At 59.3% G+C, this 24,167-nt stretch carries 16 protein-coding genes; 6 read left to right on the top strand and 10 right to left on the bottom strand.

The window, feature by feature from the left end:
- Nucleotides 1-3 precede the first annotated feature (3 nt).
- From AEAC466_RS29720 to AEAC466_RS29710, 3 genes are all read right to left on the bottom strand, one after another.
- Nucleotides 4-1,638 (bottom strand): sensor domain-containing phosphodiesterase, encoded by a 1,635-nt coding sequence (locus tag AEAC466_RS29720; protein ID WP_023457433.1) that lies wholly within the window; start codon nucleotides 1,636-1,638, stop codon nucleotides 4-6.
- A gap of 115 nt (nucleotides 1,639-1,753) precedes the next feature.
- Nucleotides 1,754-3,607 (bottom strand): sensor histidine kinase, encoded by a 1,854-nt coding sequence (locus AEAC466_RS29715; RefSeq protein WP_023457432.1) that lies wholly within the window; start codon nucleotides 3,605-3,607, stop codon nucleotides 1,754-1,756.
- Nucleotides 3,608-3,817: 210 nt separating this feature from the next.
- Entirely contained in the window at nucleotides 3,818-4,519 is a 702-nt protein-coding gene (locus AEAC466_RS29710) for a TetR/AcrR family transcriptional regulator (protein WP_023457431.1), read from the bottom strand.
- A 97-nt stretch (nucleotides 4,520-4,616) separates the two neighbouring features.
- Between AEAC466_RS29710 and AEAC466_RS29705 the strand changes: the two genes are divergently transcribed.
- The 3 genes from AEAC466_RS29705 to AEAC466_RS29695 all read left to right on the top strand — a co-directional run bounded on the left by AEAC466_RS29705 (nucleotide 4,617) and on the right by AEAC466_RS29695 (nucleotide 8,949).
- The gene (locus AEAC466_RS29705) at nucleotides 4,617-6,074 is read left to right on the top strand and encodes an efflux transporter outer membrane subunit (protein ID WP_031238432.1); all 1,458 of its coding nucleotides are present in this window, start codon (nucleotides 4,617-4,619) and stop codon (nucleotides 6,072-6,074) included.
- A gap of 9 nt (nucleotides 6,075-6,083) precedes the next feature.
- Nucleotides 6,084-7,226 (top strand): HlyD family secretion protein, encoded by a 1,143-nt coding sequence (locus AEAC466_RS29700; RefSeq protein WP_023457429.1) that lies wholly within the window; start codon nucleotides 6,084-6,086, stop codon nucleotides 7,224-7,226.
- 172 nt (nucleotides 7,227-7,398) lie between these two features.
- Nucleotides 7,399-8,949, top strand: coding sequence for a DHA2 family efflux MFS transporter permease subunit (locus AEAC466_RS29695; protein WP_023457428.1), 1,551 nt, complete (start codon nucleotides 7,399-7,401; stop codon nucleotides 8,947-8,949).
- 92 nt (nucleotides 8,950-9,041) lie between these two features.
- Here the strand turns inward: AEAC466_RS29695 and AEAC466_RS29690 are convergent, their stop codons facing one another.
- Nucleotides 9,042-9,704: an esterase/lipase family protein gene (locus AEAC466_RS29690; RefSeq protein WP_023457427.1), complete on the bottom strand. Its 663-nt coding sequence runs from the start codon at nucleotides 9,702-9,704 to the stop codon at nucleotides 9,042-9,044.
- A 90-nt stretch (nucleotides 9,705-9,794) separates the two neighbouring features.
- Between AEAC466_RS29690 and gabT the strand changes: the two genes are divergently transcribed.
- On the top strand, nucleotides 9,795-11,072 hold the full coding sequence (gene gabT, locus AEAC466_RS29685; protein WP_023457426.1) for a 4-aminobutyrate--2-oxoglutarate transaminase: 1,278 nt from the start codon (nucleotides 9,795-9,797) through the stop codon (nucleotides 11,070-11,072).
- Between the two features lie 22 nt (nucleotides 11,073-11,094).
- Here the strand turns inward: gabT and AEAC466_RS29680 are convergent, their stop codons facing one another.
- The 4 genes from AEAC466_RS29680 to AEAC466_RS29665 form a co-directional block, all read right to left on the bottom strand.
- Nucleotides 11,095-12,609 (bottom strand): tryptophan halogenase family protein, encoded by a 1,515-nt coding sequence (locus AEAC466_RS29680; RefSeq protein WP_023457425.1) that lies wholly within the window; start codon nucleotides 12,607-12,609, stop codon nucleotides 11,095-11,097.
- Nucleotides 12,610-14,115 carry a tryptophan halogenase family protein gene (locus AEAC466_RS29675; RefSeq protein WP_023457424.1) on the bottom strand — a complete coding sequence of 502 codons (1,506 nt, stop codon included), beginning with the start codon at nucleotides 14,113-14,115 and terminating at the stop codon, nucleotides 12,610-12,612.
- Complete coding sequence (locus tag AEAC466_RS29670; RefSeq protein WP_023457423.1) at nucleotides 14,112-15,665, bottom strand: tryptophan halogenase family protein; 1,554 nt, start codon at nucleotides 15,663-15,665, stop codon at nucleotides 14,112-14,114. Before AEAC466_RS29670 ends, AEAC466_RS29675 begins: the two co-directional genes overlap by 4 nt.
- 132 nt (nucleotides 15,666-15,797) lie before the next feature.
- Nucleotides 15,798-19,148 (bottom strand): TonB-dependent receptor, encoded by a 3,351-nt coding sequence (locus AEAC466_RS29665; RefSeq protein ID WP_023457422.1) that lies wholly within the window; start codon nucleotides 19,146-19,148, stop codon nucleotides 15,798-15,800.
- 774 nt (nucleotides 19,149-19,922) lie between these two features.
- On the opposite strand from AEAC466_RS29665, the gene AEAC466_RS29660 reads away from it, so the two are divergent.
- Nucleotides 19,923-20,951 carry a cupin-like domain-containing protein gene (locus AEAC466_RS29660; protein ID WP_023457421.1) on the top strand — a complete coding sequence of 343 codons (1,029 nt, stop codon included), beginning with the start codon at nucleotides 19,923-19,925 and terminating at the stop codon, nucleotides 20,949-20,951.
- A 32-nt stretch (nucleotides 20,952-20,983) separates the two neighbouring features.
- Nucleotides 20,984-21,895 (top strand): DUF2608 domain-containing protein, encoded by a 912-nt coding sequence (locus AEAC466_RS29655; protein WP_023457420.1) that lies wholly within the window; start codon nucleotides 20,984-20,986, stop codon nucleotides 21,893-21,895.
- 3 nt (nucleotides 21,896-21,898) lie between these two features.
- Here AEAC466_RS29655 and AEAC466_RS29650 read toward each other — a convergent pair whose 3' ends face one another.
- Nucleotides 21,899-23,050 (bottom strand): aminotransferase, encoded by a 1,152-nt coding sequence (locus tag AEAC466_RS29650; protein ID WP_023457419.1) that lies wholly within the window; start codon nucleotides 23,048-23,050, stop codon nucleotides 21,899-21,901.
- Between the two features lie 73 nt (nucleotides 23,051-23,123).
- Nucleotides 23,124-24,164: an L-glyceraldehyde 3-phosphate reductase gene (gene mgrA, locus AEAC466_RS29645; protein WP_023457418.1), complete on the bottom strand. Its 1,041-nt coding sequence runs from the start codon at nucleotides 24,162-24,164 to the stop codon at nucleotides 23,124-23,126.
- Between the last annotated feature and the right edge of the window lie 3 nt (nucleotides 24,165-24,167).

Raw genomic sequence — 24,167 nt, 5'->3', positions numbered from 1 at the left:
TGTCTACCGCCAGGTTTGGGTGACGCCCTTGCGCTTGCCGTTCAGATTGTGACGCGGCGTGTCGATCTCGGGCTTTGGTTTGCCGAAATGATAGCCCTGACCGAAGCCTATGCCCAGTTCCTGGCAGAGCCTGGCCATCGACTCGTCCTCTATCATCTCGGCGACGACATCGGAGTTCAATTCCTTGCACAGGTGGCTGATGGAACGGATAAGGGCGCGCTGACGCGGGTTTTCCTGCGCCTCGCGCAGGAACGGTCCATCGATCTTGACGAAATCGAAGTCGAACTTACGCAGATACGAATAGGTGGCCGCTCCGGACCCGAAATCATCCAAGCAGATATGGAACCCGCCGCGGCGCAACCAACGCAGAAAGTTTCCGGCAGCGTCCATGTCATCGATCGTGTTGGATTCAGTCAGTTCGAACATTAGTCGCTCACTGATGTCCTTGTATGGGCGAACCAGATGACGCAGGTTTTCGCGGAAGGTATCGTTTTGAATAGATAGACCGGACAGGTTGATGGCGATCTTTACATCCGGCCGTCGGATCAAGGTATCAATCGCCTTGCGCGCAACGGCCAAGTCAAAATCCTGCACCAGGCCCAGCTGTTCCGACAGACGAATGGTGTCGAACGGTTTATGGCCGTCGGCAAAGCGCAGGAGCGCTTCGTAGTGGTGCGTGGTGCGGTCGTCCAGATTGACCACCGGCTGATAGAACAGGGTGTATCTGTCACTGTCGATCAGCGCACGGATATCGTCGAAATGCTGAACGGTCTCGGCCATCGCGGCCTTGAGCCCCTGGGCCAGCGAATGGATCGGACTGCGTTCAGGCTTGCAGAAGTCCTGAAGTGTATATTGCAGGGCGCGGGCGATGCTGTCCTGATCGAGATTGCCGATCGACAGCTCCAGATTCATCATGCTGGGACGCAGGCTGTCTTCGGGCAGGCCAACGGCCCGCGCCGCCGCCTGAATATCTTTGGAAATGGCGTCGGAAGACGCGGCCTCGCCCTTTGCGGACGGCATGTAGCTGAATGCCTCATCTGAAAGCTGCGCCGCGGCGGCGCCACTCATCGATTGTGAACGCAAGACGGAGCTGATTTCGTCCATCAGCATGTCGGCCTGTTCCGCCGGCAAGTCCCGCATCGCACGAGACAGGCCGGTTACGCGGACCAGTTTCAGATCATTAGGAGCGGTGTAGCCCAGGATACCGATCTTCTTGCTAACGAATTTCAGATAGGAATCGAGATTGAGCAGGCCACCTTCGCCGTCGATCATGACGCCGTCGGATAGAACGGTAATGCTGATGAAGGTATGACTGTCACCGCTACCCAGGAAGCACGCCCCCATATTGACCTGAAGCGCTGGCCCTTGCGGCTGACTGAGTTGCAGGCTGCACGGTTCGATGCGGCCGATCGACTGGGCCTTGGTCAGGAGACGGCGGGCAAAGGCCCGATCGCCGGCGATGAAGATGTCGCACACGTCGCGGCCGATCACGTCTTCGGCCGGCCCGCTGAGCAGGGCCTGGGTCGCGCCGACAGTACTGACAATACGAAAATGGGTGTCGACCTCGATCAACAGATCCGCTGCCGCCAGAGAAAACGCGATGTATCGGTCGCGCTGCCTCTTGAGATCCTCAACCATGCGTGTACCCGCTGTGACTCCGCCTCATCGGACGGTTTGTTGGGTTACACCGTAGACAGCAAGTCTTAAGATAGGGCTTATCGCCGAATGGCGTTATTTCAACGCCGTGCCGATATCATAGATCCAGCTTCATGTCGGCCAGAAGCGCCCGCAGATATTCGCGATTTATCCGATCCGCGTCGACGGGAGGATGCGCCCGGGGCAATATGGCCTCTGGCGATGGCCGGATCGGCGCGTAGGCCGGGCGGCGGGCGGCGGGCGGCGGCGCGGATGCGAAGCTTTCACGCGCCAAGGTGCTCGGCTTCGGCGGGGCCTTAGGGTCGCGCGTAGACTGTAGATCATGCGCGGATATCGCGGCGGATGGCGAGGACGCGGTCCAGGCAACCGGAATTTCGAACCAGGCGGTTGTGCCGCTTCCCGACCGAGACGTCACACCGATCCGGCCACCGAGCATATCGACGATCGTCTTGGCGATGGACAGGCCTAACCCGCGTGCGCGGCCGCCGAACAGACTCGCCCGCTGCTCATCGCTCATGCCGATGCCGGTGTCGTGTATGCTGACATGGAGATGGGTTTCAGGCAAATAGGTTTCAGGCAAATAGGTTTCAGGCGTCAGGTCATCTGGATTTTGTGCCGGCACCTGACGTGCCGTGACGGTAATCATACCGCCTTGTGTAAACTTGCAGGCGTTGGAGATCAGGTTTTTCAGAACCTGCTGGACGCGCATGACATCGATACGCGCGGTCGTAATGGCGAAGTCGCTGAAATGCACGCCAAGCCGCGTGTGATTGCGCGCCGCCTGTTCCGTAAACGCATTCACCACCTCGCGGATCAGGTCGATCACATCGATCACCTCGCCATCCGCAGCGCTGCGTTCGCTCGCGGCCGGCACGATGGGCACAATGGTCACCCCCTGCCGCCCAAGCGTCTGCTGCAAGGTCTCCGCCGATTGCAGCAGGTCGTGTGTATAGGTCGCGATGTCCGGATTAAGCTGCGCCTTGGTGTCGAGCAGGCGGGCGTAGCCAACGATATCGTTGAGCGGCCGGCGCAATTCGTCCGTAACATGCGCCAGAAATTCGTCCTTTGCTGCGTTCACGTCACGTTGAGGCGCTCCCGCCACACTCAGGTCGCGAACGACGGCGCATAACCGCACCGGCATACCCGCCGCATCGGATTCGACACCCCCGCGCATACGGATGCGTCGGGCAATCTGATCCTCGCGATGCAGAACGTTCAGTTGAACGTCAAAATCCCGGCCATCATTCACCGAGGCCTGCAAGCGCTCGATGAGCATAGACCGGTCTTCCGGCTCAAAAATATCAAGCAGGGCCGCAACCGTCGGCGTATAGGTTTCCGGCGTCAAACCCAGGATGGCGTAAAAACCACTGGACCAGGTCACCTCCCGCGTATTCAGGTCAATTTTCCAGTAACCCAGCCCGGTCATATCGGAATCGAGGCGTGCCTGGCGCGCCTGCAACTCGGCAATCAGGTCTGTCTGCTGGCGGGCGCGTCCAGCCAGGAATAGCAGTTTCGCCGCGTGGCCGGCGAATGCCTCAAGCAAGGCCAGTTCACGCACATCGAAATCGTGGCGCGGCGAGGATCCGGCGACACCGATAACACCCAGCATGCGACCTTCATGCACCAGCGGCATGTCGGCATAAAAGCGGATGTGCGGTGCACGCAGGACTGCGGCTTCCAGAAAGTACCGGCTGTCGTGGGTGGCATCGGCTACGATCAGCGGCCCGTCCAGCGCACGTTCGATAAAGGCAAAACGATCCAGGTGTCCGCTGTCCATGCCAAAGGCGGCAACAGGTCCGTCCACAAGTCTGAGAAACGCTATCGGCAGGTCAAAGATCGCCGCCGTCAACGCACAGACGGAATCGCACAGGGCCTTAAGCGCGCCACCATCCCTCGTCACCGCGGCCAGGTTATCGGTCGGAAACGCAGACGAGTCGGACGAGCGGACCATGGATTAACCTCTAAAAACGAATCGACGTTAACCACAAATATTTACACATTAGTAAACAATTCGAATTGCTGCTGACGTACGCTGACATGCGCACCCCTCATAAACGGGCGAACCTACCGGAGCGGCATAATGAGCAGACAGGACATGGCCGCCGCCCTGCGCACATTCTGCCCCTTCGAGCGCCGGACAATATGTCGTGCGGTTCGTCGGTCAGTCAGCGGGACGGCCGTAATAGGTCATGAAAACGTCGATAGCCAGGTCAATCTGACGATGCAGTTGCGCCTCGGTCGGTTCCGGCAACAGGTTCATGATGCGCTTGAAATGGCAGTCCCCGAACAGCAGGCTTTTGAGCACCATGGTCGCTTCGGCAATATTCGGCGCATCGATCTGTCCTTTGTCGTGCGCCGCCTGAAGCAGGCCGATCAAATTATCGCGCCCCTGACTCTGGATCACATTATGAAACATCTCGGACAGATGCGGATTGCGGTAGCTTTCCTCGACGACCAGTTGAATGGTGCGAATAACACCATCGGACATGACGGCACTCATCAATTGACGCGCCATCACCGTAAGGCTGGCGCGCAGATCCTCAGAGCCGATATGACGCTGGAACAGGGCTGCCATTTCACCGCATTGTTCGCGTACAATCGCCTCGAACAGCTCTTCCTTACTGTTGAAGTAGGCGTAAAGCGTCGCTTTCGATCCGCCGAGGCGGTTCGAAATCATCGACATGCTGGCACCAGCATAGCCGACTTCATAAAATACGCTGCGCGCCACCTGGATTATACGGTCGCGGCGCTGATCCTTGAAGGACGGCTGGTCTTTTGTATGCGCCGGCTCTTTCAAAGAGTCCTTCAATTCTGGCGCGTCGGGGAAATTATTGATTGGCAATTCCATAAAAATTTGTACCATACTGTACAGTTCGCACTTGACTCGTGTTGGAGTGTAGCGCAAAGAAAGAAGACTGTACAGTACGGTTCACCTTTTTGTGTTTCAGGACCTCCCCCCTATGCACTCCCCTGCTTCCCATAAAGCCCCCCTTCCCTTGCGGAAAGCGGTCAGCCTGAGCGCACTTGTTGCCGCTGCGGCCGTACTCACGGCCTGTGCGTCTGTTCCCGCCTCGCATACCATTACGCCACACAGCGATCTCGCCGCGACCCAGAGTCTGCCATCCGAAAGCGGTCAGTGGCCGGCACGGGAGTGGTGGAAGGGCTTCAACGATGCTCAGTTGAGCGCCCTGATCGATGAAGCCTTCGCCGGTTCCCCGGACCTGCTGGCGGCTCAAGCCCGCCTCGACAAGGCTTTGGCGACCCAGGCCCAGGTCAAATCGGCGCTCGATCCCGACCTGACGCTCAATGGGTCTGTTGCCGCGACTGAGCAGAGCCTGAACATGGGCTTCCCACAGCAATTCAAGAGCGTCCTGCCCCAAGGCGTCCTGCCACTGGGGCGTATCACTCTGGACGCCAACTACAATATCGACCTGTGGGGAAAGAGCCGCGCGGCGCTGAAAGGCGCCATCGGTCAGGCGAAAGCCTCCGAGGTCGAACGCGAAGTGGTGCGTCAGAACCTGGCCGTAGCCGTCGCCAACGCCTATGTCGAACTGAACCGCCTTTATGAAACGCGCGACGAACTGGCCGAATTGAAGCGTGGCGCCGCTGCCAAGCTTGATCTGTATCAGGCGCGCGCCGACCACAATCTCGAACCTAAGGATACCGTCCTGTCGGCACGCGACGACCAGCAGCAACTTGACCGGCGCCTGGCCACTATCGATGGCGCTATCCAGTTGCAAGATAACCTGATCGCCGCGCTGGTCGGGGCTGGGCCGGATCGTGGCCTATCTATTTCACGGCCGCAACTGGCGCCTAGCGAAATCACCACCCTGCCCGGCAATGTACCTGCGGACCTGATCGGTCGCCGCCCGGATGTGGTCGCCGCCCGCCTTCGTGTCGAAGCCGCCGGCCAGGGCATCAAATACGCCAAGGCCGACTACTATCCGAACCTCAATCTGTCTCTGTCCTGGGGTCGCGAAGCGCTTGGGCTGCAATATTTCGGCCAATCGGCTTCGAATTTTGGATCGTTCGGTCCAGCCATCAGCCTGCCGCTTTTTCACCAGAAGCGCCTTAACGCGAGCTACCGGTCCTATGAGGCGGATTACAACTCGGCCGTCGCCACCTATGACCAGACCCTGACAACCGCTTTGCATGAAGTCGCAGACGCCGCCGGCCGCACGAAAGCCACGACGGCAGAACTGGCGGCCGCGCAAGGCCGTCACGACACGGCCTTACAAGGTTACGAACTGTCCAAAGCCCGTTTCGGCAAGGGACTGGCCACGAAAATAGACGTGATCAGCGCTCATGCCCGCGTGGTATCGGCCGAAAACGAGATTACCGATCTAAAGGCCCAAGCCTATCGTGATCGCATTACCTTTATCGCCGCGCTTGGCGGCGGCTACCAATCCCAAAACTGAGTTTAGCCCATGTCCGATCAATCCTCCCCCGATGCGGCCCCGCAAGACAATGCCCCCCCCGTTCCCGGTGCCAATGGCCCAAGCGGCGGTGGTAAACCTCCGGCATCATCGCGAGCGCGCGGTCCGCTCTTTCTCATTTTCGGCGGCGTCGTGCTGTTGGCCGGTCTGGCCGTTGGCGCCTACATGCTGATCGAAGGCGGCAAATCGGTCGAAACCGACAATGCCTATGTCGATGCCAGTTCCGCCGCCGTCACGGCGCAGATTTCCGCACCGGTCAAATCGTCGAACATTATAGAAACCCAGGCTGTCAAGGCCGGCGACATACTGGTCGTGCTCGATGACACCGACGCCCGGCTGGCGCTCGCGTCCGCCAAGGCCCAACTTGACCAGGTCGAGCGCCAGGTCGGCACCTATTACGAAAACGATACGACGCTGGCAGCTCAGGCCGATGCCTCGACGGCCCAGGTCGCCAATGCTCAGGCGGCCTACGACAATGCCGTCAAGGCCTATAATGATCGCAAGAGCCTGGTCGCCATCGGCGCGGTGTCGGGCGAAGACCTGCAAAATGCCAAGACGACGGTCGACCAGACCCAGGCCGCGCTGAACAGCGCCCGCGCCCAGGCGCTGGCGGCTCAGGGTCAACGCGCCGCCAATGGCGCCCTGATTTCCGGTGTCGACCGTGGCGACAATCCGCAGGTCGTCGCTGCCCGCGTCAAGGTCGAACAAGCGCAGAACGACCTCGACCGCACGGTTATCCGCGCGCCGATTTCCGGGGTCATCGCCAAAAATACCGTCGAAATCGGCCAACGCGTCCAGATCAACCAGGTTCTGATGAACATTGTGCCGATTGACAATGCGTATGTGAACGCCAACTTCAAGGAAGTGCAGCTTAAGAAGGTGCGCATCGGTCAGCCAGTTCTGCTGACCGCCGACACCTATGGCGGCGGCATCAAGTTCCACGGCAAGGTAGCCGGACTGAGCGGCGGCACGGGCTCAGCCTTCGCCATCATCCCGGCACAGAACGCCACCGGCAACTGGATCAAGGTGGTCCAACGCCTGCCCGTTCGCATCGCGCTCGATCCCACCGAGCTAAAGCAACATCCGCTGCGCGTCGGCATGAGCATGAAGGCGACGATCAGCGTCAACGACTAGACCTGACCGGCTAATAATATGTTTCGACTATCCCTCCCGCCCCTTGGCACCCTCTCCTGATAGCGGGGGCCAGGTAACGGGGAATGAGCTCGCGTGTCCGAATTCTGGCAAAACCTGCCCGGCGCGCAGCCCTGCGACCATTGTACATTAACGTCATCGGAAAGTTGCGACCATGTCCGCTTCCACCGCCGTCCCAGACCCGACCTACAAGGAACCCGTACCGTTGACAGGGCTGACGCTCTGGCTGTGCGGCATCCTTCTGGCCATGGCCAATTTCGTGGCCATTCTCGATGTGTCAATCGCCAACGTCTCAGTGCCCAATATCGCCGGTGCGCTGGGTGTATCGACCTCGCAAGGCACATGGGTCATCACCTCCTACGCCGTGGCGGAGGCCATTTCCGTACCGCTGACCGGATGGCTGGCGATGCGGTTCGGCACTGTCCGCACCTTTTCGGTCGCTCTCGTCGGGTTCGGCCTTGCGTCCTTCCTCTGTGGTATTTCGCCATCGCTGGAAATCCTGGTCGTCGCCCGTATACTTCAAGGGTTCTGCGGCGGGCCTTTGATGCCGCTGTCTCAGACTCTTCTCCTCACCATCTTCCCGAAAAAACTGCAACCGGCGGCCATGGGAATCTGGGCCATCACCACCCTTGTTGCGCCGGTGGCCGGCCCGGTGCTGGGCGGCACCCTGTGCGATAATTTCGGCTGGGGGTCGATCTTCCTGGTCAATGTACCCGTCGCCATTGGCGCCGGCTTCCTGGTGTGGCGGGTGCTACTTAGTCAGGAAACGCGCACCGTCAAAGCACGCGTCGACGTGGTTGGTCTTGCGCTTCTGGTCCTTTGGGTCGGCGCCTTGCAGATCATGCTCGACCTGGGCAAGGAGCATGAATGGTTTTCGTCACCCTTTATCGTCGCCCTGGCTGTTGTCGCTGTGCTGGGATTCATCGCCTTTCTGATCTGGGAGCTGACAGACTCTAATCCTATTGTGGACCTGCGCGTCTTCCGGCACAGGGGCTTTTCCATCGCCATGGTTTGCATGGCCTTGATGATAGGCTCCTTTTTCGCCATCAATGTCATCGGTCCGCTATGGCTACAGAATAACCTGGGCTGGACGGCGTCGTGGGCGGGCAACGCCACAGGCATGGTCGGCATTCTGGCGATCTTCGCCGCCCCCATAGCCGCGCAGCTGGCCGTCAAGATCGACCCGCGCCGCCTTATATTCTTCGGCGTCGGTTGGCTGGCCCTGATCACCTTCATCCGCGGCCTGTCCAATATGGATATGAGTTTCGGCCAGATTGCCTTCCTCATCTTCCTTACGGGCGCCGGCATGCCCTTCTTCTTCATGCCCTTGCTGCAAATATCGATGGGGTCGGTGAAGGTGGAAGAAACCGCCAATGCCGCCGGCCTGCAGAACTTTATCCGCACCATGGCTGGCGCCGTTGCGACGTCTCTGGTCGCCACGATCTGGGAAAACAACGCCACGTCCAACCGCGCCGCGATCGTCAGCGGGCTGGACGCCAATCAGTCGGTGCAAACCCTGGTCCAGCACGGCGTGAACCCAGGTGCGGCGCTTGGCATTCTCGACCGACTTGTCAGCGGCCAGGCCCTGATGCTGTCCACCAATGAAGTCTTCATGGGGGCTGCGGTGTTGTTCCTGTGTTGCGCCCTTCTGGTCTGGACAATCCCGCGCCCCAAAGGGCCGGTCGACATGTCCAACGTCCATTGATCGGATATTAGGAATTTCGGGACCCTCTCCCCGGCGGGTCCTGAAATGGCGGAGCGGTTTGTGTCCCCTCACAACCGCTCCGTTTTTTTGTTTCAGGACCGTCTGAAAGCGCCCATTTTCAGGAAGTGCAGCACCTGTGCCTGTACGTCGGGAGACGCCGGCATGAAGCTGTGCGTCACGGGCAGGACCAGATGGTCAGCCATACCGTCCCATCGCGTCCGCGCCACGGACACACGACCGTCGTTCGGTTCGCGGATGAACATCAGTCCGGATGGATATGGCCAGCCGACGGTTCCCGCGATGATGCCGAGCGAATAGTCTGGGTAGATATTGTCGAGGAGGCGGGAGTTGGTGACGAGGTCCTGTCCGGCCGGTCCATACATCCACCTGTACACAGGCAATCGGCACAAGGCGTCGGCGACTTCACTTCCGCCCAGTGGCGGCCCCAACATCACAACGCGGCCAATCTCGGCTGCCAAACGATCCCGCTGTTTACCGAGCAGATAAGCCACCACGAGGCCGCCCATAGAATGGGTGACAAAGTGCAATCTGTTCGTCGGCCCAGTCAGGCCTTTCGCTTCGAGCGCATCGGCGACAAAGCTGGCAAGACCCGCAATATCCCTCTCGCGCCAGGGATAGGCGAGATTGCACGTCGGGAAGCCAGAGCGTGCTAGCCGTTTCTCGAGCGAGGCCAGGCTACGCGGGGAGCGCCCCGTGCCGTGCAGGAGAATAACCGTTTCAACAAGGGGTTCCATCCCGACAGACAAGACACAGATGCAATCAAATTCAACTGGCAAATTGTGATCACAATATGTACTCTTCGCTAAATTTCGCGGAGCCTTACCATGACCCATAACGCCGATCTCGCCACCCGCCGGGCCGCCGCCGTGCCGCGCGGCGTAGGCCACGCCACCACGCTTTACGCCGCCCGCGCTGAAAACGCCGAGTTGTGGGACGCCGACGGCAATCGCTTCATCGATTTCGCCGGCGGGATTGCGGTGCTCAATACCGGCCATCGCCATCCCAAGGTCCAGGCCGCCGCGCTGAAACAGATGGACGCCTTCACCCATACGGCGTTCCAGGTCGTGCCGTACGAATCCTATATTGCCCTGTGCGAACGGCTTAACATATTGGCCCCCATCGACGGGCCGGCCAAGTCCGTCCTGTTCACCACCGGCGCCGAAGCGGTGGAAAACGCCGTAAAGATCGCGCGTTGCGCCACGCGACGCGACGGCGTCATCGCCTTTACCGGCGGCTTTCACGGACGTACGGCACTAACATCGGCGCTGACAGGCAAGGTGGTCCCGTACAAGAAAGACCTGGGCCCGCAGCAACCCGGCGTCTACCATCTGCCCTTTCCCGTCGAAGCCTCTGGTATAGACACCGCCGATACGCTGAAAATGCTCGACTACCTGTTCAAGGCGGACATTGCACCCGATGCCGTGGCAGCCATCATCATCGAGCCGGTACAGGGCGAAGGCGGCTTCCTCATCACGCCACCCGAGCTCATGCGCGCCTTGCGGAAAATCTGCGACGACAATGGCATCCTGCTGATCGCTGACGAAGTTCAAACCGGCTTTGGCCGGACCGGCAAGCTGTTCGCCATGGAAAATTACGACGTCAAGCCGGACCTTATGACCATGGCCAAATCGCTGGCCGGGGGTTATCCGCTGTCCGGTGTCGTGGGTCGCGCCGAGGTGATGGATGCGCCTGTAACCGGCGGACTCGGTGGCACCTATGGCGGCAATCCGGTGGCGTGCGCCGCCGCGCTGGCCGTATTAGATGTTATCGAGGAGGAAGCTCTGCTCGACGCCGCCAACCGTCAGGGGGCGCGGCTGAAGGCCCGCATCGAAAGCATCAGCCAGCGCAACGACAGCGTGCCAATATCGGCCCTGCGCGGATTTGGTGCCATGATCGCCTTCGATATCGTGACCGAGCCGGGCGGCCACACGCCGGATGCTACGGCAACCAAGGCGGTATGCCTCAAGGCGCAGGAACACGGCCTGATCCTGCTATCCTGCGGGGTCTATGGAAACACGATCCGGCTACTGGCGCCACTGACCGCCTCGGATGACATCTTAGATGAAGGGCTGGACAAGCTGGAAGCCGCGCTCAGGCGGTAAAGCGCTTTCCGAAAAGTGTAGCTTAGGCGGCTTTTGGCGCCGCGCAGAATTTGGCGATATAGTCATCATGGGACATCATGCCCTTGACGCGCTGATCGACCTGGCTGCGCAGGCGCCCGAGGCGTTGTCTCAGGTCGTCGTCGGAAATCACATCGGCGACTGGATGGTAATCTCCCGGCATCAGCCCCTGGCCCGCCAGAACCGAGAACCAGCTCACCTCCTTGAACAGCTCCCATTGCTGAGCGGCGGCTTGCCCGGTGGCCCGGAAGGTCTCCAGACGCGCCGTCAGGCTGTCGGGAACGCTCATATGCTTGCACCGTCGCCAGAAAGGCGTGTCCTCACGCTCCGTGACCTTGTAGTGGGCGATCAGGAAGTCCTTGACGTTGACATAATCGGCGATCGTTTCCCGGTTATACTGATCGACGACGCTTTGGGCTATGCCGGTACGGGGGAAGAGCGCCAGCAGCTTGGCGATGCCCGCCTGCACGAGGTGAATGGAGGTCGATTCCAGCGGTTCAAGGAAACCCGACGCCAGGCCGAAAGCGACGACGTTCTTGTGCCACATCTTGCGGCGATGGCCCGTGGTGAAGCGTAACACCTTCGGGTCCTTCAGCGGGGCGCCGTCCAGCCGCGTCAGAAGCTTTTCGCAGGCTTCATCTTCGCTGATAAACTCCGAACAGAAAACATAGCCATTACCCGTCCGGTGCTGGAGCGGAATACGCCATTGCCATCCCGCCTCTCGCGAGGTTGACCGTGTATAGGGCGTGATCGGCCCGTCGGGCTTGGCCGATGGCACGGCGGCCGCGCGGTCGCAGGGCAACCACTCGCTCCAGTCCTCATAGCCGCATTTTAGCGTCTGTTCGATCAGCAGACCACGGAAGCCTGAGCAATCGATGAAGAAATCGCCGGCAATCGACTGACCATTCTCCAGATGCAGCGCAGTGAGGTTGCCCGACTCCGGCGCCTGACCGACGCGGACAATCCGGCCTTCCCGCCGTGTGACGCCACGCGCCTCGGCATAGCGGCGAAGGAAAGCGGCATAAAGGCTGGCATCGAATTGGTAGGCGTAGTTGATTTGCGGCAGACCGGAGGCCTCGCCCTTCGGGATGCGGGTAAATTTGTTTTCCCGCATGGCCATGGTTTCGGCATTAAAGCGGCCCCAGTCGCCATTTCCCCCCATATTGGCCAGACGATGCCAAAAGTGAATGAAAGGGATGCCGTCCATATCGACGCCATAGAGGCCGAAGGGGTGAATATAGCTCTCCCCCGGACGCTTCCAGTCGACAAAGTGGATGCCGAGCTTGAACGTGCCATTGGTTTCGCGCACGAACGTATTTTCGTCTATTCCCAGCAGATCGTTATAGGTGCGGATTTGCGGAATGGTCGCTTCGCCGACCCCAACCGTGCCTATGTCTTCTGATTCGACCAAGACGATGTCGTAATTGACGGTGCCGAGTATCTTGGCGAAGGCCGCCGCCGTCATCCATCCAGCCGTACCGCCCCCGACGATGACGAGCCTGCGTATCCGGTGATCCATTCAGGCAAAATCCTTGGAGGCGTGCATTTCCAGGAAGGCGTCATGCGAATTCATATCCTGCACCTGCGCCTTGATATAGCCCAGCATACGCTGGAACTGCGGCACCGCCTGTTCGGTCGGGACCAGATCGATTGCCGGGTCGTAGCCGCGAGGGATCAGGCCGTGGCCGGTGAACAGGGCCAGCCAATCATCGGTTTCGAAGGTTTCTTCCTCATATATGGCAACCGTGCCGCGCGCCTTGAACAGATCAATCTTGTAAGCCAGCGTTTCCGGGACCGCCATGTCACGCAGCGCATCCCACATGGGTTGGTTGTCGATGCGATTGAGCTTGTAATGGGCGATCTGGTAGTCACGGATACGGTCGAAGGCACTGCCCATTTGGGTGTTGTATTCATAAGCCTCCGTCTCGACATGACGATCAAGCGGGAACAGGTTGATCAGATGCGCCAGGCCGAGTTGGACGGTATGCAGGCTGGCATTGTCGATCGGATCGAGGACGCACGCGGCTTCGCCAATCGCGATGCAGTTCTTTACCCATGACGAAACCCGCCGGCCGACAGCGAGGGGCGATACAACAGCATCCGGTGCCAACCGCAGGTTTGAAATCAGTGCCGCCGCTTCAAGGGCTTCCTGATCGCTCGAGGTCGCGTCATTGAAAACATGCTGCACCCCGGTCTGGTCCTGCACAGGCGCCAGATGCAAGACGCTGTTCGACAAGGCGCGCACCTGGCCGTAGGGCGGGAGGCTGCGTAGGCGTTCGCCCGCGACGGTCAAGACGCGATTGCCCGGGAACCACGCCTGCCAGCTGTCGAACGGCACGCCCAGAGCATCCCCCAGCAAGGTGCTTTCGACGTCAGACGCGTCGATGAAGAGATCACCGGCGACTTCGCTTCCATCCGGCAGCACCACGGCACGGATTGCGCCGGTGTCGTCCAGACGCGCCGTGACAAAACGGGCGGCGTGAACCGTCACCCCGCGACGCAAGGCATGGGTTTTCAGCAATTGCACATAGGGCTTGGCCTTGAGGTGGTAGGCGTAGTCGGTACGACCAAACACGCTGTAGGCTTCTGTGGGCAAGAAAAAGCGTCCCTGCTTTGCCGCCGCGGCGGTCAGGGAAAAGTCCTCAAGCGCGACATTCATGCCCGCTTGCCGCGCCTTGATCCAGAATGGCATGAAGGGTTGGCCAGCAATGGGCGCGCCGTGACCCCCATAGCCATGGAAGAAGGGCGGCGCCGATCGCGCGAAATTGACGAAACTCTGCCCCAGGCTGAAGGTCGCCGCAGTTGCCTTCATCAGGGCGTATTCATCGAAGCCGAGCAGGCGATGAAAGGCCTCCAGCGGCGGTAGGCTGCTGAGCACGTCGTGAGACCGCAGCAGGCTCGGCAACTCAACGACTTCCACCGTCAGGCCGCTGCGGCTAAAAGCGCGCGACAAGGCATTGGCCGCCAGCCAGGCCGCCGCATCGCGGCCGCAAATGACAACCTTATCGATCTTTTGCGCACTCATTTCGACACCTCAGCCATGACTTTCGCAGGCGGGACAAAGCAGTAGTCGCGGACAAAATCCGCATGATCCGGCATGGCGTCGACATTGGCACGGATGCGTACCCGCATATCGGCCAGTTTCTCGATCACCGTGGCATCGTCCATCGTATCGGCCATCCGATCATAGCCGTGCGGGACAACGCCCTGGCCGATGAAGACCGCAAGCCATGACGGCGGTGAAAACAGGCCGTCGCGATATTTTTTCACATAGCCGCGCCGTTTGAACTGTTCGATCTTGTGCGTCAGGCTGTCGGGCACGTTCATATGACGGACATAGTCCCACAGGGCTGAGTCCGTGCGCGTGTTGGCGTGATAGTGCAGGATCAGGAAGTCACGCACCCGTTCATATTCGATATCGATCAGGCGGTTAAATTCATCGGCCAGTTTGTCGTCGATCGGTTCACCCGGCTTGCTGGACGGAAACAGGGCGATCAAGGTCTGGACCGCGATCTGGACCAGATAGATGCTCGTCGATTCGAGCGGTTCGAGGAAGCCAGACGACAGGCCGATGGTCAGGCAGTTCTTGTACCAGGATTTCTTGCGGCGTCCGGCCTTGAAGCGAAGAGGCTTGGGGTCCATCAGGGCCGCGCCGTCGAGATTGGCCAGCAAGGCCTTTTGGGCGTCGTCATCGCTAATGAAGGCGCTGCTGTAGACATAGCCATTGCCGGTCCGGTGCTGAAGCGGAATGCGCCATTGCCAGCCGGCGGATAGGGCGGTCGAACGCGTGTACGAAGGGAAGTCGTCGGTGCGTTCGCTCGGAACCGCCAAGGCGCGGTCACATGGCAACCAGCGCGACCAGTCTTCCCAACCGGCGTGCAGGTGATCTTCGATCAACAGACCGCGGAAACCGGAGCAGTCGATAAACAGGTCGCCTTCGATCACCTCACCCGACGCCAGGGTCAGGCTGGCAATATCACCGCTGTCCGGTTTCAGAGCAACGGTTTCAACCTTGCCTTCGGTCCGTTTGAGGCCCCGTGCTTCGGCGAAGTCGCGCAGGAATGCGGCGTAAAGGCCGGCGTCGAAATGATAGGCGTAGGAAAATGTCGATTTGATCGATTCCTTGTCTTCCGATGGGAAATCGAATTTCTGGCCGCGCGCGGCCTGGATGGCGTAGGAATAGTCCTCGATCGACGCTGCTTCGCCCAAGGCCTGGGCGCGCGTCCAGTAGTGCTGGAACTCCACGCCGGCCAGGGTCTGACCAAATGTCCCGAAAGGATGGATGTAGCTGTTGCCCACCTGCCCCCAGTCGCGGAACTCGATCCCCAGCTTGAAGGTCGCCTTGGTCTTGCGCATGAACTCGGCTTCGTTGATGCCGAGGAAATCGTTGAATTCCTTTATATGAGGCAGGGTCGCCTCGCCGACACCGACCGTGCCGATATCCGCCGATTCGATCAATCGCAGGTCAAGGATGCTGCTGGGCGTCCCCGGCTTCAGGATGGCGGACAGGGCGGCTGCACACATCCAACCAGACGTCCCGCCGCCCAGGATGACGACCTTGAGGGGTGATGCCATTATATACGCCTCCAGTGGCGCGGTTTGCCGCGCGACTTATTATGCAATGCAGGTTGCCCGCCGCCCGCAAAAAAAGCAAGCGCGCCGCAGTTTCCCGCGACGCGCTTCCCCCTTTGCCCCGTGTAGGGTCTCTTAGTACTTCAGGCGGACGCCGACCTGAACGCGACGGTCATTCTTGAACCAGGCGTTCGGCATCAGGGTGCCACGGTTGTCGACCTGCTGCATCAGGACCGTATCGGAGTCGAGCAGGTTGGAGCCCTGGATCGACAGTTCGATATTGTCGTTGACGCGATAACGGGCCGACGCATCGAGGTAACCTATGCCCTTTTGCCAGATCGGGAAACCGACGCAGCAGTCAGCGGCGGTGACCAGGAACTTCGAGCGCCAGTTATAGGCGGCGCGCAAGGCCCACGGACCCTTTTCGTACATGCCGATGAGGTTGTACGAGTCGTCCGACAGCCCTTCCAGGCGATCCACCGTGATGTTGTCGTAGGCCGCGATAACGCCGCCGCCTGCCGAACCCAGACCACCGCCGCCGCCGGCGGAGGTCGAACCCAGGCCTGTATTTTTAACACCAGTATTCTTGATATGGGTGTAGTTCGCCTGAATACCGAAGCCGTCAAACGGCGCGGGCAGGAAGTCGAAGTAACGCTGATAGGCCACTTCGAAGCCCTTCAGGCTGGCGCCCTGACCGTTGACCGGTCCGGTAACCTGAACGTCACGTGTTACGCCTGCATGGGTAAGCGTAACGACCTGACGCGTGCCGTTCTGGACGTAATCGTAGAACTTCTTGTAGAACAGGTCGAACGAGAACGAACCGACCGCGGCGAAGTAGTTTTCGAACGTCAGGTCGTATTGATCGGCCGTGGTCGGCTTCAGGTATGGGTTACCGGAAGACGCTGTATAGCGATACCCCTTGTAGCTACAGGGTGTACCCACGTCACAGCTTGTGGCCGGACCACCCGTACCCGTACCCAGAACCACATTAGGGTTACCGATATACATTTCTGACGAGGTCAAGGCCGACCCCTGGACGTAGAAGTAGTTGCGCAGATAGCCCATGTCCGGACGCGACATGGCGCGTGAATAGGCGAAGCGCGCCAGCCAGGTATCATTCAACTGAACCTTCATGTTGAACGAAGGCAGGAAGTTGATGTGCGTTGTATTGACGACCGCCGGGAATTGCGCATCCCCGGTGATGGCCCCATCGCGGAAAGCAACGTCGTCCACGGAGTGATTGGTGATACAGGGCAGGAACACCGCATACTGGCCTGCGGCCTGTGCCTGAGACTGCTCCAGGGCAGTCAAAGATCCATCGCAGTTGTTCTGGTTATATTCGAAGGCGTCTGGATATTTAACGCCACCACCCTTTGAGGTGATGTTGGTCTGAACCCAGCGCACCCCGGCATTACCGGTAACGGCCTTGCCGAAGATCGTCTTGTCATTGCCGCCGAACTTAACCTGCAGATAGCCGGCGTAGCTTTCTTCCTCGATATCCATCTGTTCAGCCGCCGTATAGCAGCTGTTGGCAACTTCGTCGGTTCGATCGCAGATTGGAATCCACGAACCGATGCCTGTGCTGGCTTGGCTCATGGCCTTCGACAACGCCGCACGACTTTCCAGCGTATCATAGTTGAAGAAGACGAACTGATGTTGATTGATCAGGTCGCTGCGATGCATGAACTCGGTGCCGAAATCTTCAACATGATAGAGCGGACCGCCGGTACGCAGGGGCGTATCGATGTTGAAGGTCGAGGCATTCGGACTGTACGTGTTAGAGATATTCTTCCAGTTGTAGGCCGACCAGTTCACGTTCTGCTGACGGTCGGCGTAACGGACGCCCACCTTCAGGGTGTCGATCCAGCCTTCGTCAAACGACATCTGCAGATCGAAACGGCTGGCGAGTTCCTTGCCGTGGGAGTCTTCGGTGTGGTCCATGACCGAGTTGTAGTAGTAGCTATTTGGGTTGGCCAAACCACCTGCCGACAGGTTGATATTGGTCCCCGGCGACAGGGTGGTGACCGGATACTTGCCGGTCGCGTCCAAACCGACATTGGCGAACGAGTTCATATCGATTTCGATGTCATAATTGGTGACATCGGCGTCGACATATTGAACGTCGAAGTTGGCACGCAGACGGTCACTGATGATCCAGCGCAAATTGAACGAGGTATCGGTGGTTGTTTCCTTGTTGTGGTTAAAGCGCGTAGCTGTTCCCACAGTAGCGCCGCGGCGATTGGGCTCGCATCCGTTCCAGCCGTAACAGGCATTTACCATTTGCTGCCCGGACGAATTTTGCGCGATCACGGCCGAGCCAGCATTATCGGCACCCCACCAGCCGATATCCGATGTCAGGACGCCCGTCTGGAACAGCCCCTGATCATTGAAGGTAAAGCTCTGCCCCGGCAGCGGCTTTGCCGCCGTATCGTTCGAGAACTGATAGCCGAGCGGTTGCGCCCAAACGTCGAAATAGTTCGAAGTGACGGCGTGCTCATGCCACTTGTTTTCATAACTGGACGTATTGAACTGCAAGGTCGCCAGAAGGCTCTTGTTCGGGCTTTCCCACTGACCGGCAGCGGAGATGCCGTGACGCGTGCGATCGAAATTCGTATCGCGCAACGTCGTTGAGACGGGAATATAGGCGAAGTTGTGCGTCGTGTCGGCATCGTTGTGGCCAAACTGGTTGCCGTTACACGTATCGTGCTCGCCCAGATTCTGGTCATTACAGAAGATACCCATACGACCGTACTGGATGCCCTGCGAGGTCGTGGCGATGTCCGAATAGGCGGCGTTCACCATCAGGCCGAACTCACCCATATCGGTCGACCAGCGATCAGAATAGATACCGGAGAAGGACGGCGTCCACTTCTTGGCCAGATCGCCGTAGGAGGCATCGGCCGACAGCGCCAGAAGGCGGCCCTTGGAATCGAAAGGCAGGCGGGTCTTGAGGTTGATCGACCCGGCGATACCGCCTTCGATCAGATCAGCCGTCTGGTTCTTGTAGGTATCGACACCGGCCATCAGCTCGGGCGATACGTCGCCCCACGACAGGCCGCGCGATGAGTTGGCCGAGAACACGTCACGGCCGTTGAATTCGGAACGGACCTGTTGCAGACCACGAACCAGAACGCCGGAGGGTTCGGCCGAGAAGTGCGCCGTATCGGTAGCGGCGGCGAAGCGGGTCACCGTGATACCGGCGACGCGTTGCAGCGCCTCGGCGACCGACTTATCCGGGAACGAACCGATATCGGTGGACGTGATCGAATCGACGACGGTATCGGCATCCTTCTTGATCTGCTGGGCGGTTTTCAGCGAGCGGCGGACGCCGACGACGACGACCTGTTGCGCGCCGGAATCGTCTGTCGCCTTAGCATCCTGCGCAAACGCAGGAACCGCCAGGCTGGCAGCCATGGCGGTCAAGGCGACGGCGGACGCGCCGCTCAACAGGGTCAGCCCGCGAGCCTTGCCTTTGGTATCTCTCATAATACTTCTTCTCCCTAGTTGTCCTGAACGGCAGACCCGAGATGCTGCCGGTGAGACCGTTATACAAAACAGCAACCGTGACGAGCTAAGCGGGTTTGTCTTGATCAGGATGGTCCGGACTGGCAATTCGCACGCTTGGTCAGCTGACGACAATTAATTTGACGCATATGTCAAAATTAATTGAGCCGACAGTACTGCCGCATGTCTCTCAATTTCCGGGGTAACCTGTGACGCTTCTCGACCTGATTAATTATTTCGTCTTTATTTGTTACAGAAACGTCGTAAGAATATCCAGCCTCAAGATAGGTTTTCGCCACAATCTGGCCCAAAGATGGCACGAATGCCACACTTCCCACCGGTCATGAACCGGTTCACGCTCCTCATTGCGCCCGGATTATTGGCTGCACTTCTAGATTTAAAATATAAATCAACGTGCGGCTTCGGCATAAAAATCGTTATAAATCAATTCAATATATCGGCTTTTAACACCCCAATGAGCGTAAATGATAGTGAGAGATCTGACAAAGCCAATCCAGCAGGCTAAACCAAGGCGATACTATGTGTGACGAAATCGCCATATGCGTGTCCGCACCATACCGTAGAGATTTTTGAGGCCACACCCTCACAGGCTTCACTGATTGGTCCAGCATTGGTGCAGTCACTCACGGCGGACGACACGGCACACCTTGCCAAGACAATCGCCCTGATCTACCACCAAGCCGTGGCCTAATTCGCGCCGCAAGGGTCAACCCAAATCTATACCCAGAGTTCCCGATGCCGGACATCATCGAATCCCCATCCCGCGTCGATACGATCGATGGTATTACGCCGGATATGTTCGCGCAGGCAATCTTGTCGGCGAACCGGCCCGTCCTGATGCGGGGACTGGTCGCGGACTGGCCCTCAGTAAGGTGCGGCCTGGCCGGGGCTGAACCCATGGCGCAATATTTGAAAGCGCTCGACACCGGCCATCCAACAACCGTGCTTGAAGCCCATAGTGGGGTAAAGGGCCGCTTCTCCTACAGCCCCGACATGAGCGAATTCAATTTCAACAAGCGGTTCAAAACGGTTTCAGCCGGCATAGACCAGATTCTGGCGGCGATGGATCACCCCAATCCGCCCTACACCTACATCCAGTCCACGGTGATCAAGGACTATTTGCCGGGTTTCCTGGCCGAAAATATAAATCCGCTTCTCCCGCCCGCCATTGCCCCGCGCATCTGGATCAGCAACGCCACCCGCGCACAAACCCATAACGACAACGATCATAATCTGGCCTGCGTCGTTGCCGGGCGACGGCGCTTCATCCTGTTCCCGCCGGAGCAGCTAAAAAACCTGTATATCGGCCCGATGGATCATACCCCGTCCGGACGCGCCATTTCCCTGGCGAGCCTGGAGGAACCGGACTTCGAGAGCTTCCCGCGCCTGAAAGATGCGTTAGCCGCGGCCACGGTCGCTGAACTTGAGCCGGGTGACGCCCTCTATGTGCCGAAATACTGGTGGCACCACGTTCAGTCACTCAGCCCCTTCAACGTCTTGATCAACTACTGGTGGGGCAATAGCGCCTCCACGGTCGAAAACCCCATGTCGGCTTTTCTGGCGGCGCTCCTGTCGCTCAAGGACATTTCGCCGGCGGACAAGGTCTATTGGAAGGCCATGTTCGACAACTATATCTTCCAGGTCGACGGCGACCCGATGGCTCATGTACCGCCCGCGCGCCAAGGCGGCCTTGGGCGGCACGATGCCAAGATGCGCAAAGAGATTTTCGACAGCCTGCGCAAGCTGATTGAGGGACGCGGCTAGTTTTTGGCGCAAAAGCGCGCTAACAAACCGTCATGAAACTGTCATACGTTTTTTTGATCGCCGCCCTGGCGTGTTTGCCTGCCGCTGCCAAGGCCGCGCAAAAGCCACAACCGGCCTATACCTCCGTCACCGACCTGGCCAATCCGGTTGATGCCGCCCTGGCCGCCCATGCGCAAGGCCGCCGCGTCCTGGTCGTTTTCGACATAGACAATACGCTCCTCACCATGCCCCAAGACCTGGGCAGCGACACCTGGTTCAACTGGCAACAGACACGCGATAAAAGCGAGGCTGGTTTTCAGGCCCTGTTGCTCAACAACACCGCCCTGTTGCAACTCAGCACCCTATCCCCCACGCAGCCGGACGCGGCCCAGCAGGTCAGGCGCCTTCAGACCGCCGGAATAGCCGTCTATGCCTTGAGCGCGCGCGGGTCCGATTTGCGCGGCGCCACCGAAGCCGCCCTGAAAGCCAATGGCATCGACCTGTCGTCGGCGCCGGAATGCGGCCCGCCTCTGTGCGTGCGCCGGGGCAATCTGGGGGATGCCGAAATTCGCCGGGCGGCGAAGCGGGCGCGCATTTCGGTACAAACAAAACCCTATCGTCCGGTGACGGTTTCTGACGGCGTCATGATGCTGTCCGGCCAGGACAAGGGCGTCATGCTGGGCATTTTGCTCAAAAGCCTGAAAGGGCATCGTTACACCGATGTCTATTTTGTCGATGACACCTTCCAGAATGTTCGCAATGTTCAGGCGGCAGCCCCTGAGATGAAGGCCGACATACATCTGTACAGCTATGAACGACTATGGCCGGCCACCGCAGCCTTCATGGCCGATCCGGCGCGCCAAACCAAAACAGACAGCGATTTCAAAGCCGTGCGTGACTCGCTTTGCAACGCGATCCGCGCCACTCTGTGCGTCACGCCATTCCACATGGAACCGGTAGAGTAAGGCCTAGTTTGCCTTACGCGCCGCCGCCAAAGCGGCTGCACCGCGCGTCAGGCTGTCGCGCGCCTTGGCAAAGCATAGGCGCAGCACCGGCAGGTCGCGTCCGGTTTCGCAAAAAGCCTGCAACGGGATCGTGGCCAGACCCTGTTCGCGAACCAGGCGATAGGCAAAATCGAGCCCCGAACCCGTCACACCGGAAGCGGCCAGATCGATATTCAGGAAATAGGTGCCCTCGGTTGGCAGGCGTGCAAACCCCGCCTCTGCCAATAATCCCGCCAGGTAATCGCGTTGCGATTTCAATTCCGCACGCGCTGCCTCGAACCGGTCTCGTGGCAAGCCCAGGCCATAGGCAACGGCGTGTTGCAAGGCAGGGGGCGTCGCAAAGGTGATAAACTGGTGCGCCCGCGCCACCTGATCGATAAGCGCCTTTTCGGCGACAACGAAGCCGACCTTCCAGCCGGTGAGCGAGAATATCTTGCCCGCCGAGCCGATCTTGATCGCGCGTTGCGCCAGCGTCGGAATGTGCAGCACGCTGACATGTGCGCGGTCAAAGACAACCTCCTCCCACACCTCGTCGCTCATCACCCACGCGTCAAAACGCTGGCAATAGTCACCCAGCAGGGTCAATTGTTCGCGGCTGAAGCAATGGGTCGTTGGATTGTTGGGGGTGGTGATGAGGACCAGCTTCGTTCTATCACTGAAGACATTCCGGAGGTCGTCGTCGCTGAATTCCCAATGCGGCGGTCTGAGCTGCACAATGCGTGGTACGCCGCCGGCGCGACGGATGAGAGGGACGTATGCGTCGTACATCGGCTCAAAGACCACCACTTCATCGCCGGGCGTGACCATCGAAATAATAGCGGCGCAGATGGCCTCGGTGGCGCCCGATGTAATCAGGACCTGAGTATCCGGATCAACCGTCACGCCCTGCACCCGATGGTAAAAGTCGGCCACCGCGTTGCGCAGGATCGGCAATCCGCGCATGGGCGCATACTGGTTCGACTGCGTCATCAAGGCCCGCCCGGCGGCTTCGCGCACGTCCGCAAAGCCGTCCACCTCCGGAAAGCCCTGCCCGAGGTTGATCGCACCGCGCGCCCGCGCTTCCAGCGACATGATCTCGAAAATACTGACGGGCAGGTCGGAGAAGACAGGATTCACGCGGCTACCGAATTTTTGTAGATTGCCGAGCGATCAAAAAATCGCCCGACAGATAAGCAAACTTAACCTGTCTCTACAGTGTCGAAGAGACCTTCCAGAGATCGATTCCGCCTTCCGTGGCGTAGGTGTCGATGTCGGCCAGTTCCTGATCGGTGAAGGCAAGATTGTTCAGCGAGTTCAGCGTGTCTGCCATCTGCTCTACCGTACGGGCCCCGACCAGCGCCGAGGTGACGCGAGGATCACGCAGAACCCACGCAATAGCCATCTGAGCCAAGGTCTGGCCGCGCTTTTTCGCGATATCGTTGAGCGCCCGAATGCGGCGAATATTGTCGTCCGTGATCAGTTTTTGATTGAAGGACCCCGCCTTGGCGGCGCGGGCGTCAGCCGGCACGCCATTGACGTATTTGTTGCTGAGCATGCCCTGGGCCAGGGGTGAAAAAGCGATGCAGCCTGTGCCCAGGTCTTCGAGCGTATCGAGCAGTTCCTCCTCGATCCAGCGATTAAGCATGGAATAGGAGGGCTGATGAATCAGCAGAGGCACATTTTCCGATTTCAGTATGGCGGCAGCCTTGCGCGTCAGTTCCGGTGAGTAGGAAGAAATGCCAACATAGAGCGCCTTGCCTTGGCGATGCAGGGTGACCAAGGCCCCCATGGTTTCCTCCAATGGCGTTTCCGGATCGACACGGTGCGAATAGAAGATATCGACATAGTCCAGCCCCATGCGCTTCAGGCTCTGGTCGCACGACGCAATCAGGTATTTGCGCGAACCGCCGACATCGCCATAGGGCCCGGGCCACATATCCCAGCCAGCCTTGGTCGATATAACCAGTTCGTCGCGATGCGCCTTGAAATCGGAGGCCATGACGCGCCCGAACGTCTCTTCCGCCGAACCATAGGGCGGGCCGTAATTGTTGGCCAGGTCGAAGTGCGTAACGCCCTTGTCGAAGGCGTACTGCAAAATGGCACGTCCGGTCTCATAGACATCGACACCGCCGAAATTCTGCCACAGGCCCAGCGAAATCGCCGGCAGTTTGAGCCCCGAACGCCCGCAGCGGCGGTAGGGCATGGTGTCGTAACGGGTGGGTGAGGCGACGTAGGGAACAGGAAAGGCCATGAT

The organism is Asticcacaulis sp. AC466, from assembly GCF_000495815.1.
In the GTDB taxonomy this organism is placed as follows: Bacteria; Pseudomonadota; Alphaproteobacteria; order Caulobacterales; family Caulobacteraceae; genus Asticcacaulis.
The sequence above is the reverse complement of the archived record's forward strand: the minus strand, read 5'-3'. Positions and strand labels throughout refer to the sequence as shown.